This is a genomic window from Mesorhizobium sp. M0317 (assembly GCF_040321555.1).
In the GTDB taxonomy this organism is placed as follows: Bacteria; Pseudomonadota; Alphaproteobacteria; order Rhizobiales; family Rhizobiaceae; genus Mesorhizobium.
In genome coordinates this window covers 34,397-50,847 of sequence record NZ_JAMYRV010000008.1, presented here as the reverse complement: position 1 = coordinate 50,847, position 16,451 = coordinate 34,397, and the positions used below count along the sequence as shown (strand labels likewise).

The window sequence follows — 16,451 nt, the reverse complement described above, 5'->3', positions numbered from 1 at the left end:
TCATGCGATTTCGCCTTTTCCACCCTTTTGCCGGGCTTTTTGGCCTTGGCTTCTTGCTTGCCGCGCTGGTTCCGGCCAACGCGCAGCTTTTCGAGACCAAGGCGACGCAGGCTTTCATGATCGATGCCGAAACCGGCACGGTGCTGTTTTCCAAGGATGCCGACCAACCGATCCCGCCGGCCTCGATGGCCAAGCTGATGACGATGGAGATGGTCTTCAACGCCATCAAGTCGAAGCGCATGAGCCTCGACGACACCTTCGTGGTCTCGGAGAATGCCTGGCGCAAGGGCGGCGCCCCGTCGGGAACGTCGACCATGTTCGCCAAGCTTAAATCGGCGGTCCGGGTCGAGGACCTGATCCAGGGGGTCACCATACAGGCCGCCAATGACGGCTGCATGGTGCTGGCCGAAGGCATGGCCGGCTCGGAAGAGAATTTCGCCGCTCAGATGAACGATCGCGCGCGCCAGATCGGGCTGCCGAAATCGACATTTGTCAATTCCACCGGCCTGCCGGCCGACGGCCAGCAGACGACAGTGCGCGAACTGGCGCAGCTTGGCCTGCATATATGGCGCGAATATCCGGATCTCTATCTCTATTACGGCCGGGCCGATTTCACCTGGAACAAGATCTCGCAAAAGAACCGCAACCCGTTGCTGGCCATGGGCATCGGCGCCGATGGGCTGGCGGTCGGGTCGAGCGAGGCGGGCGGTTTCGGCATTGTCGGCTCGGTCAGCCATGACGGAACCAGGGTGTTCGCGGCGATGAGCGGATTGGCCAATGATCGCGAGCGCGCCGAGGAAGCTCGCAAGCTGCTCGAATGGGGCGTCCGCTCCTTCGAGAAGACTGAGATTTTCGCTGGCAACGAAGTCGTCGGCGAGGCCCAGGTGTTCGGCGGCGCCAAATCCAGCGTAGCGCTGAAGGCAAAGGCGCCGATCGACGTCCTGCTGCCGATCGCCAACCGCGACAAGCTGACCGCCAGGATCGTCTATCAGGGGCCGGTATCGGCGCCGGTGGAGGAGGGGCAACCCGTCGGCGCGCTGCGCGTCTGGATCGGCGATACGCTGAGCCAGGAAACGCCGCTTTTCGCCGCCGAATCGGTCGGCGTCGGCACACTGCCGCAACGAGCGTTTGATGCCGCCAGGGAACTGGCCGTAGGCTGGCTGCGTTGAGTTCCTGCGGCGTGGACCTTTTCTCGGGCGCGGACTAAGACACCAGCGCAAAGCAGGACAAAGGCCTTTCGATTGGCAAGCGGATTTTTCATCACCTTCGAAGGCGGCGAGGGCGCCGGCAAGTCGACGCAGATCGAGCGGCTGGCCCAGAAGATGCGCGCCAAGAAATACGATGTCCTCCTCACCCGCGAACCCGGGGGGTCACCCGGCGCCGAGGCGGTCAGGCACGTGCTCCTGTCCGGCGCCGCCGAGCCTTTCGGGCCGAAGATGGAGGCGCTGCTGTTTGCCGCCGCGCGCTCCGACCATGTCGAGCAGGTCATCCGGCCGGCGGTGGAGCGCGGCTCCATCGTGCTGTGCGACCGTTTCCTGGATTCGTCGCGCGTCTATCAGGGCGTCACCGGCGGCCTCGATCCGGCTTTCATGGAAGCTCTGGAGGAGGTCGCCATCAACGGCATGATGCCGGACATGACGCTGATCCTTGACATTGACCCCGCCGACGGCTTGCGGCGCGCCGCCGCGCGGCGTGGCGCCGAGGACGGTCCGGACCGCTTCGAAAAGGAGACGCTGGACATCCACCAGCGCCGCCGTGACGCCTTCCTGGCGATCGCAGCCGCCGAGCCGCACCGCTGCATCGTGATCGACGCGTCGGCGCCTCCCGCTGCGGTGGAGGATGTCATCACCGCGGTGGTGTTCGCCGCACTTGAGGCGAGGGCGCCCGCGCGCAACCGACAGGCGGCGCCCGCATGATCTTCGAACGCATCGCTCCCGAGCAGCACGACACACTGGACGGTGTACCGGAGCCGTCCGAGACGCTGCGCCTGGTCGGCCATGAGCAGGCGGCCGCGATGCTCGCTGCCGCCTATCGCTCGGGAAAACTGCCGCATGCGTTGATCTTTGCCGGGCCGGTCGGCATCGGCAAGGCGACGCTTGCCTTTCACCTGGCGCACCATCTGTTGAAGCATCCGGCCTTCGACCAGGCGCCGGATGTGTTTGCCGTTCCCGATCCGGCCTCACCGCTGTTTCGCCAGATCGCCACCGGGGCGCATCCCGGCGTGCTGCACCTGACCCGGCCGCTGAACGACAAGACCAAGAGTTTCAAGACCGTCGTCACCGTCGACGAGATCCGCAAGGTCAACCGCTTCCTGTCGCTGACCTCGCATGACGGCAGCTACCGGGTGGTGATCGTCGATCCGGCCGACGACATGAACACCAACGCCGCCAATGCCTTGCTGAAGAACCTCGAGGAGCCGCCGAGCCGCACGCTGTTCATCCTCATCGTGCATGCGCCGGGCAGCCTTTTGCCGACCATCCGTTCGCGCTGCCAGATGGTGCGGCTGACGCCGCTCGATGCCGGCAGCCTGATGAGTGTTCTGGAGACCGTCGAGCCGCCGCCACCTTCCGATCCTGCCGCGCGCGCGGCACTGGCGGAACGGGCAGGGGGCAGCGCCCGCAATGCGATCCTTCTGACCCAATATGGCGGGCTGGAGATTGCCGGCACGCTCGACGCCCTGGTCACGTCGGGCAAGAGCGACATCGCCGGCGCCTATCGCCTTGCCGAGGCCGTCGCCGGCCGCGACCAGGCGATCCAGTTCGACATCTTCAACCGCCGCGCGCTCGATCTGCTCTCCATCGGCGCCAGCGAGGCCGCGCTGGCCGGGGATCTCGCGCGGGCGAAAACGCTGTCCGACACTTGGCACGAGGCGCTGAACGCTATATCTGAGACCGATACCTACAATCTCGACAAGAAGCAGCACGCCTTGACCATGATCGACCGCCTGAATTCCGCAATGCGAATGTGACCGGATCCGGCCTCGGGTCGGGATGGCAATCGCCGTCTCGATGCGATATCCACCGCTCACACTCAATTCGGACATTCATGACGGTTCATTCATGTCACGCGACACATTCTACATCACAACACCGATTTTCTATCCGAACGGCAAGCCGCATATCGGCCACGCCTATACGGTCATTGCGACCGACGCGCTGGCCCGCTTCCAGCGCCTGGACGGCAAGGACGTGCTCTTCCTCACCGGCACCGACGAACACGGCCTCAAGATGCAGCAGACGGCCGAGAAGGAAGGCATAACGCCACTCGCGCTTGCCGACCGCAACTCGGCGATCTTCCGTTCGATGACAGAGGTCCTGGGCGGCTCGAATGATGATTACATCCGCACGACGGAACCACGCCACTACGAGTCGTGCCAGGCGATCTGGAAGGCGATGGCGGCCAATGGCGACATCTATCTCGACCGCTACAGTGGCTGGTATTCGGTCCGCCAGGAAGCCTATTTCGAAGAGAGCGAAACCACGCTCGGCGACGACGGCGTGCGCCGCGAGCCGCTTGGCTCGCCGGTCGAATGGAATGAGGAGGAAAGCTACTTCTTCAGGCTTTCCGCCTATCAGGACAAATTGCTTGCGCTGTACGAAAGCCAGCCCGATTTCGTCGGTCCGGCCGAGCGCCGAAATGAGGTGATGAGCTTCGTCAGGTCCGGCCTCAAGGACATCTCGGTCTCGCGCACGACCTTCAATTGGGGCGTGCCGGTGCCGGGTGACGACAAGCATGTGATGTATGTCTGGGTCGATGCCTTGACCAACTACATCACCGCCGCCGGCTATCCCGACACCGAGGCAGAGCAATGGCGCTACTGGCCGGCCACGCACATTATCGGCAAGGACATCGTTCGCTTCCATGCCGTCTACTGGCCGGCTTTCCTGATGTCGGCCGGCATCGAACTGCCGAAGCGCGTCTTCGCGCATGGCTTCCTGTTCAACCGCGGCGAGAAAATGTCGAAGTCGGTCGGCAATGTCGTAGACCCCTTCACCATGGTCGGGCATTACGGCCTCGACCAGGTGCGCTATTTCTTCTTGCGTGAGGTGCCATTCGGCCAGGACGGCAGCTACAGCCATGACGCGATCGTCAACCGCACAAATGCCGATCTCGCCAACGGTCTCGGCAATCTGGCGCAGCGCTCGCTGTCGATGATCGCCAAGAACTGCGGCGGCGTGGTGCCGCATCGCGGCGAGCTGACCGAAGCCGACAGCGCGATCCTCGACCAGGCGGTGGAAGCGCTGGGTACCGCGCGCCAGGCGATGGCGGAACAGGGCATCCATCTCGCGTTGGCGGCGATCTTCGGCGTTGTGGCGGAAGCGGATCGCTACTTCGCCTCGCAGGCGCCCTGGGCGCTGAAGAAGACCGATCCGGCGCGTATGGAAACGGTGCTGTGGACGACCGCCGAACTGGTGCGGCGCGTGGCATTGCTGTGCCAACCCTACATTCCGGGGTCGGCCGGCAAGCTGCTCGATCTGCTGGTGGTGCCGGCGGACAAGCGTGACTTCGCGCATGTCCATGCCGACTATGCGCTGGTGCCCGGCACGGCGCTGCCCGCGCCGGAGGGCGTGTTTCCGCGTTATGTCGAAAACCCTGAGGCGAGCGCCTGATGCTCGTCGACAGCCATTGCCATCTCGACTTTCCGGATTTCACCGAGGAGCGGGCGGCCATCGTCGCCCGCGCAAAGGCTGCCGGTATAGGTCACATGGTGACCATCTCGACACGCGTGAAGCGGTTTGCGCAAGTGCTTGAGATTGCCGAGAGTTTCGACGAAATCTATTGCTCGGTCGGCACCCATCCTCACAATGCCGGCGAAGAGCTCGATGTGACGGCTGAGGACCTTGTGCGCCTGTCCGCGCACCCGAAGGTGGTGGCGATCGGCGAGGCCGGGCTCGACTATTTTTACTACAAGGCGCCACGCGATGCGCAGGCGCAGGGTTTTCGCACTCATATAGCAGCTGCGCGCGAGACCGGGCTGCCGCTGGTGATCCATTCGCGCGATGCCGATGACGACATGGCTGCCATCCTCGAAGACGAAACAGGGAAGGGCGCCTTCCCCTTCATCCTGCATTGTTTTTCGTCGGGGCGACGGCTGGCAGAGGTCGGCGTGGCGCTTGGTGGCTATGTGTCCTTCTCGGGCATACTGACCTTCAAGAACTCCGCCGATTTACGCGCCATCGCAGCCGATGTGCCGCATGACCGGCTGCTGGTCGAGACCGACGCGCCGTATCTGGCGCCGGTGCCGTTCCGCGGCAAACGCAACGAGCCGGCCTATGTCGCGCATACAGCCAAGGTGCTGGCGGAGACGGTCGGCGTTGGCGAAGCCGAGATCGCGACGCTGACGACGGCGAACTTCTTCCGGCTGTTCGGCAAGATGCCGCGGCCCGCCGGGCTCTGACGCATGAGCGACCGGCTGCGCCTCACCATCCTCGGCTGCGGCTCGTCACCTGGCACGCCGCGCATCACCGGCGATTGGGGCAATTGCGACCCGGCCAATCCGAAAAATCGGCGTACACGCTCAGCCGCGCTCGTCGAGCGGATAGCAGCCAACGGCGCCAGAACCACGGTCGTCATCGACACCGGGCCTGATTTCCGTGAGCAGATGCTGATGGCGGCCGTCCGGCGCATCGACGCCGTCGTCTATACGCATCCGCACGCCGACCACATCCACGGCATCGACGATCTGCGCGGCTACGTGCTGGAGCAGCGCCATTTGATCGATGTCCATGCCGACCAGCCGACCATGCTCAGGCTGCGCGAAGCGTTCGGCTATTGCTTCGAGACGCCGCTTGGCAGTTCCTATCCGCCGATCGTCAGGCCGCACATCATCGATCACGCAAGCGCGGTGACGATCGAAGGCGAGGGCGGTGCCCTCACCCTCGAGCCGCTGCCGCAGATCCATGGCGACATCATTTCGCTCGGCTTCCGCATCGGCGGGCTGGCCTACTGCCCCGATATAAGCGACTTCCCGGATACCACCGCCGAGCGGCTGCGCGGCCTGGAAATGCTGGTCATCGATGCCTTGCAGTACCATACCCATCCCAGTCATCTGTCGCTCGGTCAGGCGCTTGGCTGGATTGAAAAACTGGCGCCGAAACAGGCCGTGCTGACGCATATGCATGTGCCGCTCGACTATGCCACGGTGAAGGCCGAGGTGCCGGCCAACGTCACTCCGGCCTATGACGGCATGGTGATCGAAATTCCTTTATGAGAAAGCATGATACGAGCAGATCTTTATAAGGACGTTCGGTTCTTCGGCGCGAAGATCAGCAGCGTTCCAATCCGCTCATAGCCCATGCGGGGATAAAGCAGCGCTCCGGCACGCGTCGCCAACAGCATTGAGCACCGCGACCCATGCGCTTTGTCGTCATGCAGCATTTTGGCCATCAGCGCCTGGCCGATGCCTCGACGCCGCTGCGAAGGCTCGACAAACATTGCCGAGCACCATGTGGCGCCGACGGCGTCTATGCTGCGCACACGCCCGACGATGGCGTCGCCATCGAGCGCCACATACTGGCGAAACGGCGCATCGTCGCCGAGTTGATCGTCTGGAAGTGGCCGCCTGCGTATGACCTTTCCCAGTTGTGCAGCGCGTTCAGCCGTCCTCACGCGTTCGATAGAGACGATTGCTGGCGGGTCTGGAATTTGGCGCAGCGACTGGACGAAAAAGCCTTCCGTCCGCAGCAGCCGGTAGCCGAGCGCCTTGTAGGCAGTTCGCGTCGGTTCGTCCGGGCCGTCATTCGCGATCACGACCGAAACGGCAAAGCTTGGCCGCGCATGCTGCCGCACGATGGCATCGGCTTCCTCGGCGGCGACGTCATGGACGATCCATTCTTCGCCACGGTAGTCGCGTGCATTCTTGCGCTTGGCATCGCGCATCAGCCACAAGGGTCCGACGCGGCTGGCCTCGTAGGGAAAGGAACGGCTCTTATCGGTACTGAAGCCGTGCACGAACACTTCGATCGCCGCTTCGATGTCACGCTTTGCTGTCGTCACACAGCGTAGCGTTGGCCATCGGCTCAAGGCAACACGCGTCGATCATGCCAAACCCGTGAAAATCGCAGCAATTTCCAGCTTCAGTCTAATGCACAAGTTCCATAATCTATCTTATGCGACTTTCATATGTGGCTGCTGCTTCCATTAGGGGCGTGCCAATATACGCCCTGCTGACTGAGATGCAGGCCGGCGGCTCTGATCGCTTGGCGGGAGGAACGTTGACGAAGCAGTGGCGAAATGAGTTGGCGTGGTCTTCATTTCTCAAGGGATGGCGCCTTTCGCAAAGGCCTCGACTTCCTGCTCGACGGGGCTGGCACCAGGATAACGAACAGGAGCGTCATCCCGAAAAGCTTTCCAGGAGGCCGCTGAAGGCTGCTGCGATTGCAACAAGATGGAAGACGCCAAGGGCCAGCCATCTGGAGCCGCCGGCGCCCGCAACAAATGCCCCATAGGCAGGAAACTGCAGCGCAGCCAATCCGATGGAAAGGCCGGTGATCGTTGTGTTGGTCAACAGCGTTGCCAGCATGGGGACCGGATAGAGAAGTCGCGCCAGCCCATAGTCGCCATGCCCGGCTCCGGCCGAATAGAGCGTCAGGAAAAAGGCGACGGGCGTGATGCCGAGGCCGACAAGGAACCCTGCCCGCGAGGAGAATCTTGGCGACGTCATCTGGCCATGGCCATGGCAGCGGACGGGTCGCGGTCGTCAGGCGCGAGCTTGGACGAAGCGACAAGCAGCTTCTCCTGATCGGCCCGCGACTTCGGCTCGATCGCGATTTGCAGCAGAGGCCAGGGCGCGGCAGACTTCTCCATCATGACGCCATGGTTGCAGATTGATCGGGTGGCCGCAACGGAGGGGTCTACGCCCGGCCGGCCGTCCCTTTCGCTTCCTGACTGTGGACGCGCGCCAGAAAATCGCGCACCAGGGGAAGCGCCTCATCGAAATGGGTTTCGAGCAGCCAGTGGCCGGCGCCGCCGATGAGATGAAGTTCTGCTTCCGGCAAATCGCGGTGGTAGGCATGCGCCGATTGTGCCGGCATGTAACCATCCTCGGGGCCCCAGACAATGAGCGTCTGCGGTTGGTGCTCGCGCAGATAGCTCTGATAGCGCGGGAACCAGCCGAGGTTCGCCTCCAGCTTCTCCATCAGGCCGACCGCGAGCCGCCGGCGGATCGGCGTGTCCATCAAAGGCCAGTGGAGTTTCCAAAGATCGGGAGGCACGCGCTCGGCTACAGCGTAATCCACCTCTCCGACAAACTCGTGCCGGAACCCCTCCTCGCTCACCGCCTCTTCCAACGGCCGGTGCTTTTCGGGCGTCTTTTCCTTCCAATAGGCTTTTATCCCAGCGTATTTCGGCCCGAGAACATCCTGGTATATATCGCCGTTCTGGATGATGAGTGCCGCGATGCGCTCGGGATGTGCGATGGCGTGGCGCAGTCCGATCTGCGAGCCATAATCGTGCAGCCAGAGAGCATAGCGCGACATGCCGAGCGCATCGGCGAAAGCTGTCAGAAACTCGGCATAGGCATCGAAATCATAGCCAAAAACCAACATTTCGGGCGTGGCGCTATAGCCAAAGCCGGGAAAGTCCGGCGCGAATGTATGCCAGCGATCGGCAAGTGCCGGCATCAACCGTCGGAATTGATAGGACGAGCACGGATAGCCGTGCGGCAGGAGAAGGACGGGAGCATCAGGCGGGCCGTCTTCGCGATAGAAGATGCTGTTTCCGTCAATGTCGATCCGGCGATGTTGCAATTCTACCTCCTTGCTCAAAGCTTGCCCGCCACTTTGTTTACGGTGCTCCGGCAAGAAGGTTCCTTTGAAGTCAGGGCGTGACGGCTTCCGGCTGTCCATTCGCCGACAGGATCTGCAGCGTTCCGCGCGTGGCGTTGCGGAACGCATCGTCGAAACTGACGCCACGTACCTGCCAGCGATAGTCCTTATCCTTGAAGCTGAGCCGCCAGTCGCCGACCCAGCCCAGCGCTTCCTGGCGCCATACCAAAGTGCCGGCAAGCAGGGCGTCCCCATCCAGCGTGTTGGCGACGTCGGCGAGCGCGACGTCGGACGGCCGAGGCAACTCCAGCGGCAAACCGGTCCGGTGCGCCGCGTCCGCCAGCGCAACGCGCATATCCGCCGCAAGCTCGCCGCCGCCATCGCGCACCAGCGTGAAGCCGTCGCCTTTCATCGGCCTTACATCCAGCAGTGCGACGATTTTTGGCCGCGGCACCGCCCACGGTTTGCGCCCGAGCGACGCCAGCAAGGCATCGATCTTGTCCGGGTCGAAATCGGCGGTGATGTAATGCGGCCGGTCGTGGGTGCCCTGCTCGTCATGCGGCGGGCGGTTGTTGAGCAGGTCGCGGTAGCCGACACCAGTGACATAGTCGGCCGCGTGCCGGCTCATGTCCGCAACACGCGGGTCGCCGATCAGCCGCGGGTCGCCGGAAACCTTGACCAGCACCTCTTCAAGGCACGGCGCCAGGCCCCACGCCCGGTTCTCCTCGCCAGTGCCGCTGGTCACCGATTGCGCGCGGTAGAGGCTGGCGCGGTCGATGTCGGCGGCAGCGACCGGAAAGACAATCAGCACAGCCAGCGCCGCTGCCACAAAGCCCAATTTCAAGCATCCAGGCATCCTCCGACCCTCCCGAACGGTCCGGAACATCCGTTGGAGCCATACTCCTGATCATCAGGGAATTTCAAGGTGCCGCCCATCAAGGCGTATCGCCGACGATGCGCCGGTGTACGCCGTCCAGGCTCTCGGTGAGCGCCTCGAACACGTTTCGCGCCGTGAGTTCGCGAAGAACCTGTTCGTTGATGCCGCCGCGCGTCGCATAGTCCTGCGCCAGATGCATGAAGTCGGCATCCGGCGACATATCAGGAGCGCTTCCCAAGGCTTTGAAAAGCGATGCGATGTAATCGCGCCCCTTTCCTTCCTCGACGCCATTCTTCTTGAGCCAGCTGTTGATCGTATCGAGATATCTGTAGTAGCTGGCATAGGTCGCGGTGACCACGCTCAGCGCATTGAATTCGGCTGGGTTCTCGACCTCGATCACTTTCCCCAGACTGCCGAACAAGGCAGCGACAGTGGCATCCGGCGGGCAGATGATCGTTGCCCCCAGCCGGTGGCCAATCATCGGCATGGGCAGCGCTTTCGTCACCTGGTGCGCGGGTGCGGTCAAGCCGGCAATCTCCTCGCGCGGCAGCGTGGCGATCAAGCTGATGAGGTGATGCTCGCGCCGAAACCGCAAACCCGGCAGGACGTCATGCGCAATTTGCGGCCGGACAGCCAGCATGATTAGGTCGCATTGATCGAGAACCGCCTGATTGTCATCAGCGATACACACATCCGGATAACGGGCTGCCAGCTCTGCGGCGATCTCTTCATTGCGCGGCGACAGCAGCACGGAGACGGAGTTATCCGCGACGGATTTGAGCCCGCTGACAATGGCCGCTGTAAGGGCACCCGTGCCGATGAAGCCAAGTTTCATCGCGCCTGTCTCTGGTTCATCGGTCACAGCGGCGCATGCTCGAGCCGTACCTGATAGCTCAGCACGCGCTTTTCACCGGGCGCGATCAGCATCACGCCCGGCTTGTCCGCGAACTCACCATCGAAATCGACGGGGCTGGCGAGGCCATGCCAGGGTTCGATGCACAGGAACGGAGCGCCGCCCGGCTTCGACCAGATGCCCAATTCCCTAAAACCCTGCCACGACATCTCGATCGCCGCACCGTTACGGGCGGCATAGCGCACGCTGGTGCTGGCCGGCCGGTCGAGGATCACGGCGTCTGCCTCGAACAGCTGTTCGGAAAGCGCCAGCGTTTTGCCTTCGATGGGCGTCGGCTGTGGTGCAGCCACCACCAGGCCATCCTTCAGCCGGCGGATCGGCGCCGGCTCGTTCTGGGCAAAGGTCAGGTGGTAGTCTGTCTTGGCGAGCCCCGGCTGCAATGGCCAATTGAAAGCCGGATGTGCACCGATGGAGGCTGGCAGCGTCTCGTCGCCGGTGTTGGCAATCTCGAAGCTCACACCAAGTTCGCGACGCTCGAGCGTGTAGGTGATGGCAAGGCGAAAGGCGAACGGATAGCGCGTGCGTGTATCGGCATCGTCGGTCAACACCAGCGCGCAGGATCGGGGGCTCGCGTCAGCCCACACAAATGGCTTGTCGCGGGCAAATCCGTGCTGCGTCAGGGGATAGACCCGGCCCCGATGGCGAAGCTGGTCCCCCTTCAGCCGGCCGACGATCGGAAACAGCACCGGCGAATGCCGCCGCCATTCCGGCCCGGCCTGCCACAAAAACTCCAGACCCTCGGCATTGCGCAAGGAGACGAGCTCGGCCCCCTGCCCGACAATGGTTGCCGAGATGCCGTCGCCGTGAAGCGTCACTTGTTCCATGCGTTCTCGCGGAAAGCTGCGTGCGAGCGGCAGGTTAGCAAAAGCCCCCATGGACTCAAGGGCGCAGCGACATCGCGCTGATAGAGGAGCGATGTCTCGACGGCAAAAACGACAGTGGCCGGAGATTCTCCTCCGGCCACTGCGAGATCGAGATTGTTGCCCTGCTACGGTTCGACTATTCGCGTTCGCCGGTGAAGTTCAGCAGCAGCTGGAAGATGTTGACGAAGTTCAGGTAGAGCGACAGCGCGCCGAAGACGGCGAGCTTCTGCTGCGATTCCGCGTCGAAATTCTCCGCATACTGTTCCTTGATCGTCTGCGTGTCCCAGGCGGTCAGGCCAACGAACACCGCGATGCCGATCACCGAAATGGAGAACTGCAGCGCGGTCGAGCCAAGGAAGATGTTGACGACGCTGGCGATCACCACACCGATCAGGCCCATGATCAGGAAGGACGAGAACTGGGTCAGGTCGCGCTTGGTCGTGTAGCCGTAGAGGCTGGTGGCGCCGAACATCGTGGCGGTGATGAAGAAGGTGCGCGCGATGCTGGTGCCGGTGAAGACCAGGAACACCGAAGCCAGCGACAGGCCCATCACCGCGCAGAAGGCCCAGAACATCAACTGGGCGCTCGCCGCCGACATCGTCTGCATCTTGAACGAGAACAGCAGCACGAAGGCGAGCGGCGCCAGCATCACCACCCATTTCAGCGGGCTGGAAAAGATCGGCACGTAGAGGGCCGGCGTCGAAGCGACCACCATGGCGACGATGCCGGTGACGACGAGGCCGATGCCCATATAGTTATAGACACGCAGCATGTGGCTGCGCAGGCCCTCGTCATAGACGGCGCCGGCGCGCGCGCCAGTGCCCATGCGGTATCCGAGGTCAGGGGTATTCATGCGGGTTCTCCTTATGTGGTCTCAGTAAAGTGTCCTGATCAGTAAAGTGTCTTGGCAAGCGTCTCGGCGGCGCGGTCGAGGTCGTGGACATCGCTGCGCGCGACGACCGCGTACGCGACCTCGCCGATCTGGAAATAGGCAGAGGAGATGTCGCCGGAGGGCGCGATGGCAGGCTTGACCACGTCGAAGGTTCCGGGCCGGATCGCAAACAGCGAGACCAGCCCCATATCCTTCGTCTCCAGCGCCACTTCGACGCTCGGCCCGAAGCGCGACGGATAGATCTGCACGTCGCGGACCTTCCAGTCCTTGGGCAGCGATGGCATGACGATTGCGGTGGCGGCGCGGATTTCGTCGCCATTGTAGTTGGGCGCCTCCAGCTGCGAGGGCATCGCCTCGCGCATGAGCGTCGTCTTGTGCGCCCGGATCGCTTCTTCGACATAGGCGGGCGGCGGCGGCGAAGCCACGACCTTGGTCACCAGCAGCGGCCCGAAGAGGCCGTTCGCCAGCCAGCCGGCAGCGACAAAGACGGCGACCGCGGCCACCCGCTGCAGCACGGCGAAGACGCGGCGACTGGCCAGTCCCCTGCCCAGCCGGCGCGCGACTTCAGTCGTCGCCGGCCGCGCCATGCCTGTGGAAGCAGCCAGCGCCAGGCGCAGTTCGTCGCGCGTCCTCAAGTCGGACATCACCCGCGCCGCAGCCTCCGGACGAACTGAGAGGAACGCCTCGACCTCGATGCGGCGCGCGACATCCAGCTGGTCGTCGACATAAGAATCGAGATCGGTATCGGTCACCGGGTCCCGCAACAGGTCGGTCATGACGGGTCTCCCACGATCCTCAGATGGCTTTTGGCCGGCGAAGGTGCAGCGTTTTCCATCTCGCGCAGTGCTGCGCGCGCCCTGCCGATGCGCGACATCAGCGTGCCCAGCGGCACCCCGCTGGCGTCGGCGGCCTGCTGGTAGGAAAGGCCCTCGATGGCGACCAGATGCAGCGCCGAACGCTGCTCCTCCGGCAGACTGAAAAAGGCCTCGCGCACCTGCGCCAGTCGCACGGAATGTTCCTGAGGCGCCGGGGTGCTGGCATCGGTGAGATAGCCGGCCTGCTCGACACGCGCTGCTTCCGACCGGCGCGAGCGCATCTTGTCGATGAAAGCGTTGTGGACGATCGACAGCAACCATGCCCGCAGATTGCCGCCCGAGCGGAATGTGTCGCGCCGCTCGTAGGCGCGCACCAGCGCATCGTGCACCAGATCCTCGGCGTCAGTGCCGTCGCGCGTCAGCGAGCGTGCGTAGCGCCTGAGCGAACCCAGCTGTCCGACAATATCGAAGCGTGGCATCGACCGTTTCATGCCCCGTTTACGAAACAGGCGGGGATCTTAATCCATCGCCACCAAAACTTTTTTGCGTCGCCACAATAGGCATCATGCAATCAGAAGTCCGCTGCGCACTTACCCATCTCCCGTGCGGCAGATGTTTGCTTTATGGATGAAGTCTAGCCTTATCCGTCTGTCCCAGGAGCAAAAGATGGCCAATGGTAGTCGTGTAACGGGTTTTGCAGCGTTGCCGATCGTCGGCAGGGTGTTCATCATCTTTGGCATTGTCGGACTGATCGCTTCCGGCGTGCTGGCCATCGTCGAGATGTACGGCCCTCGTACCGCTTCGGCGACAGGCAGGATTGTCGCCGCCGAATACAATCCCCGCATCGAGTTCTCGACCGCCGACGGCACCGTCATCCGCTTCAACAATGCCGTCCACAGCTCGTTCTGGGGTGATGGCGACAGCGTCCCTGTCGCTTACGACCCAACCAATCCGCAAAATGCCTCCGTCGACAGCTTCGCCGGACGCTGGTTCCTTGCCGGGCTGGCCGGCATGCTCGGCGGTTTCTCCCTGCTGACCGGCATCGGTCTCGCCGTGATTGGACGGGTGCTTATCCGGCGGATTGGAATGAACCCGTCGCCATAGCCGCCGACCCCTGCCGTACAGACAAAGCTTGGCGTAACGGTCCAGTACGCTAGCGGACTGGCGCAGATGGAAGCACTGGCGAAACGCGGCCGCTTTGCGTATTACTCCGCCGCCATTGGAGCCGTATTGATGTTCGAGACCCTGCAACCTGCCCCGGCTGACAAGATCATCGCCTTGATCGGCCTCTATCGCGCCGATCCGCGCCCCGGCAAGATCGATCTCGGCGTCGGCGTCTACAAGGACCGCGACGGCAGGACGCCGGTCATGCGCGCCCTGCGCGAGGCCGAGAAGCGGTTGCTGCAGGACCAGGACACCAAGACCTATCTCGGCCTTGCCGGCGACACCGGCTTCAACACGGCGATGGTCAAGCTGGCCTTCGGCCCCGCTGCCGACATGACGCGCATCCGCGCCGCGCAAGCGCCTGGCGGTTCCGGCGCGCTGCGGCTGGTGGCGGAGCTGTTGAAGCGGACCCGCCCCGACGCAACCGTCTGGCTGTCGGACCCGACATGGCCGAACCACCCGCCGGTGATGCGCGGGGCCGGCCTCAAGGTGCGCGATTATCCCTATTTCGATGCCGTTTCCGGCGCGGTGCGCTTCGACGAGATGCTGGCAACGCTTGGCGCAGCCGAGCCCGGCGATATCGTGCTGCTGCATGGCTGCTGCCATAACCCGACCGGCGCCAATCTCGATATCGCGCAATGGGCCAGCGTCACCGATCTTGTCGTCGAGCGCGGGCTGTTGCCCTTTGTCGACATTGCCTATCAGGGCTTTGGCGAAGGCCTGGACGCCGATGCGGCCGGCTTGCGCCTTCTCGCGGGCAAGGTGCCTGAAATGGTCGTTGCCTCGAGCTGCTCGAAGAACTTTGCCGTCTACCGCGACCGCGTCGGCGCGGCGATGATCCTGGCGAAGGATGGTGCGCAAGCCGATGTGGCGATGAGCCAGATGCTGGCGGCGGCGCGCGCCATGTATTCGATGCCGCCGGACCATGGCGCCGCCGCCGTGCGCATGGTGCTGGAAGATGATGGCCTTCGCGCCGACTGGGAGGCGGAGCTGGAGGAGATGCGGCTGCGCATGCTGAGGCTGCGCGTCCAGTTCGCCGACGCGCTGCGCCGGCAGTCCAACTCCGACCGCTTCGACTTCATCGCCAGCCATCGCGGCATGTTTTCCAGGCTTGGCCTGACCGAGGCGCAAGTCGAGCGGCTGCGTGCCGAGTATGGCGTCTACATGGTCGGCGACAGCCGCATCAACGTCGCCGGCCTGCCCGAGGACGGCATGGATGACCTCGCCAAGGCGGTTGTGTCGGTACTCGGCTGATACGGCTGAGCTGTGGACAAGGTCAGGCCGCCAGCTGACAGCGTTGGCCGCACGACAGGCAGCGGGATAGCATTCGCCGCATGAAACCTTCGCGCGACATTTCCCGGCTGATCGAGATCATGGCGGCGCTCAGGGCGCCGAAGACCGGCTGTCCCTGGGACATCGAGCAGGATTTCTCGACCATCGCACCCTATACGATCGAGGAAGCCTACGAGGTGGCGGACGCCATTGCGCGCGGCGATCTCGACGATCTGCGCGACGAATTAGGCGATCTCCTGCTGCAGGTCGTCTACCACGCGCAGATGGCTGAGGAAGCCGGCGATTTTGCCTTCGGTGATGTGGTCGAGGCCATCACCACCAAGATGATCCGGCGCCATCCGCATGTCTTCGGCGACGAGAAGTCGCGCAGCGCCGGCATGGCAAAGGGCATGTGGGAAAAGATCAAGGCTGAGGAAAAAGCCGAAAAGCGAAGTGCGCGCCTCGCCCGCGGCCTCGACCCCGAGGACAATGGCAAGGGTTTCCTGGACAGCGTGCCCGTCGCCCTGCCCGCTTTGACTCGTGCGCTGAAGCTGCAGGAAAAGGCAGCACGTGTCGGTTTCGACTGGAGCGAGGCAGCCCCCATCCTCGACAAGATCGAGGAAGAGATCGGCGAACTGCGCGAGGCGCTGGCCAAGGGCGAAACCGCTGAGATCAAGGGCGAATTCGGCGACATGCTGTTTGCCGTCGTCAATCTGGGGCGTCACCTCAAGCTCGATTCGGAAGCGGCGCTCAGCGGCACCAACGAAAAGTTCCGCTCGCGCTTCCACTATGTCGAGCGCGCGATCGATGCGTCGGGAAGCACGCTCGAAAAAGCCACGCTGGACGAAATGGAAGCGCTCTGGCAGCAGGCCAAGAGCGCGAAATAATCA

Annotated in this window: 19 protein-coding genes; 9 read left to right on the top strand and 10 right to left on the bottom strand. The window is 63.4% G+C overall.

The window, feature by feature from the left end:
- Positions 1-2 precede the first annotated feature (2 nt).
- From NKI88_RS09035 to NKI88_RS09010, 6 genes are all read left to right on the top strand, one after another.
- Positions 3-1,169, top strand: a complete 1,167-nt coding sequence (locus tag NKI88_RS09035; RefSeq protein WP_352654707.1) for a D-alanyl-D-alanine carboxypeptidase family protein — start codon at positions 3-5, stop codon at positions 1,167-1,169.
- A gap of 72 nt (positions 1,170-1,241) precedes the next feature.
- Positions 1,242-1,916, top strand: a complete 675-nt coding sequence (tmk, locus tag NKI88_RS09030; RefSeq protein WP_023682537.1) for a dTMP kinase — start codon at positions 1,242-1,244, stop codon at positions 1,914-1,916.
- A complete protein-coding gene (locus NKI88_RS09025) occupies positions 1,913-2,968 on the top strand; it encodes a DNA polymerase III subunit delta' (protein ID WP_023682538.1) in 1,056 nt (351 codons plus the stop codon). Before tmk ends, NKI88_RS09025 begins: the two co-directional genes overlap by 4 nt.
- A gap of 91 nt (positions 2,969-3,059) precedes the next feature.
- Entirely contained in the window at positions 3,060-4,610 is a 1,551-nt protein-coding gene (gene metG, locus NKI88_RS09020) for a methionine--tRNA ligase (protein WP_023714186.1), read from the top strand.
- A complete protein-coding gene (locus NKI88_RS09015) occupies positions 4,610-5,398 on the top strand; it encodes a TatD family hydrolase (protein ID WP_023714185.1) in 789 nt (262 codons plus the stop codon). Before metG ends, NKI88_RS09015 begins: the two co-directional genes overlap by 1 nt.
- A gap of 3 nt (positions 5,399-5,401) precedes the next feature.
- The gene (locus tag NKI88_RS09010; RefSeq protein WP_031193348.1) at positions 5,402-6,211 is read left to right on the top strand and encodes an MBL fold metallo-hydrolase; all 810 of its coding nucleotides are present in this window, start codon (positions 5,402-5,404) and stop codon (positions 6,209-6,211) included.
- Between the two features lie 23 nt (positions 6,212-6,234).
- Here the strand turns inward: NKI88_RS09010 and NKI88_RS09005 are convergent, their stop codons facing one another.
- The 10 genes from NKI88_RS09005 to NKI88_RS08960 all read right to left on the bottom strand — a co-directional run bounded on the left by NKI88_RS09005 (position 6,235) and on the right by NKI88_RS08960 (position 13,616).
- Positions 6,235-6,996: a GNAT family N-acetyltransferase gene (locus tag NKI88_RS09005; RefSeq protein WP_352654704.1), complete on the bottom strand. Its 762-nt coding sequence runs from the start codon at positions 6,994-6,996 to the stop codon at positions 6,235-6,237.
- Positions 6,997-7,333: 337 nt separating this feature from the next.
- On the bottom strand, positions 7,334-7,663 hold the full coding sequence (locus NKI88_RS09000; protein ID WP_023818886.1) for a hypothetical protein: 330 nt from the start codon (positions 7,661-7,663) through the stop codon (positions 7,334-7,336).
- Positions 7,660-7,809, bottom strand: a complete 150-nt coding sequence (locus NKI88_RS08995; RefSeq protein WP_352651866.1) for a hypothetical protein — start codon at positions 7,807-7,809, stop codon at positions 7,660-7,662. The genes NKI88_RS09000 and NKI88_RS08995 overlap by 4 nt, the downstream gene beginning before the upstream one ends.
- Positions 7,810-7,853: 44 nt before the next feature.
- Positions 7,854-8,765 carry an alpha/beta fold hydrolase gene (locus NKI88_RS08990; protein ID WP_352654811.1) on the bottom strand — a complete coding sequence of 304 codons (912 nt, stop codon included), beginning with the start codon at positions 8,763-8,765 and terminating at the stop codon, positions 7,854-7,856.
- A 52-nt stretch (positions 8,766-8,817) separates the two neighbouring features.
- Positions 8,818-9,609 (bottom strand): DUF8605 domain-containing protein, encoded by a 792-nt coding sequence (locus NKI88_RS08985; protein ID WP_352654702.1) that lies wholly within the window; start codon positions 9,607-9,609, stop codon positions 8,818-8,820.
- A 91-nt stretch (positions 9,610-9,700) separates the two neighbouring features.
- Positions 9,701-10,504: a pyrroline-5-carboxylate reductase gene (locus tag NKI88_RS08980; protein ID WP_352654700.1), complete on the bottom strand. Its 804-nt coding sequence runs from the start codon at positions 10,502-10,504 to the stop codon at positions 9,701-9,703.
- Positions 10,501-11,379, bottom strand: coding sequence for an aldose 1-epimerase family protein (locus NKI88_RS08975; protein WP_023738870.1), 879 nt, complete (start codon positions 11,377-11,379; stop codon positions 10,501-10,503). The genes NKI88_RS08980 and NKI88_RS08975 overlap by 4 nt, the downstream gene beginning before the upstream one ends.
- Positions 11,380-11,554: 175 nt before the next feature.
- Positions 11,555-12,271 carry a Bax inhibitor-1/YccA family protein gene (locus NKI88_RS08970; protein ID WP_023738871.1) on the bottom strand — a complete coding sequence of 239 codons (717 nt, stop codon included), beginning with the start codon at positions 12,269-12,271 and terminating at the stop codon, positions 11,555-11,557.
- A 38-nt stretch (positions 12,272-12,309) separates the two neighbouring features.
- Positions 12,310-13,086 carry an anti-sigma factor family protein gene (locus NKI88_RS08965; RefSeq protein ID WP_023710522.1) on the bottom strand — a complete coding sequence of 259 codons (777 nt, stop codon included), beginning with the start codon at positions 13,084-13,086 and terminating at the stop codon, positions 12,310-12,312.
- Positions 13,083-13,616, bottom strand: a complete 534-nt coding sequence (locus NKI88_RS08960) for a sigma-70 family RNA polymerase sigma factor (RefSeq protein ID WP_023688465.1) — start codon at positions 13,614-13,616, stop codon at positions 13,083-13,085. Before NKI88_RS08960 ends, NKI88_RS08965 begins: the two co-directional genes overlap by 4 nt.
- A 175-nt stretch (positions 13,617-13,791) precedes the next feature.
- Between NKI88_RS08960 and NKI88_RS08955 the strand changes: the two genes are divergently transcribed.
- The 3 genes from NKI88_RS08955 (at position 13,792) to mazG (ending at position 16,448) form a co-directional block, all read left to right on the top strand.
- Positions 13,792-14,229, top strand: a complete 438-nt coding sequence (locus NKI88_RS08955) for a DUF3592 domain-containing protein (RefSeq protein ID WP_023706554.1) — start codon at positions 13,792-13,794, stop codon at positions 14,227-14,229.
- 129 nt (positions 14,230-14,358) lie between these two features.
- Entirely contained in the window at positions 14,359-15,543 is a 1,185-nt protein-coding gene (locus tag NKI88_RS08950; protein ID WP_023691284.1) for an amino acid aminotransferase, read from the top strand.
- Positions 15,544-15,623: 80 nt separating this feature from the next.
- Positions 15,624-16,448, top strand: a complete 825-nt coding sequence (gene mazG / locus NKI88_RS08945) for a nucleoside triphosphate pyrophosphohydrolase (protein ID WP_023696100.1) — start codon at positions 15,624-15,626, stop codon at positions 16,446-16,448.
- The last annotated feature ends 3 nt before the right edge of the window (positions 16,449-16,451 follow it).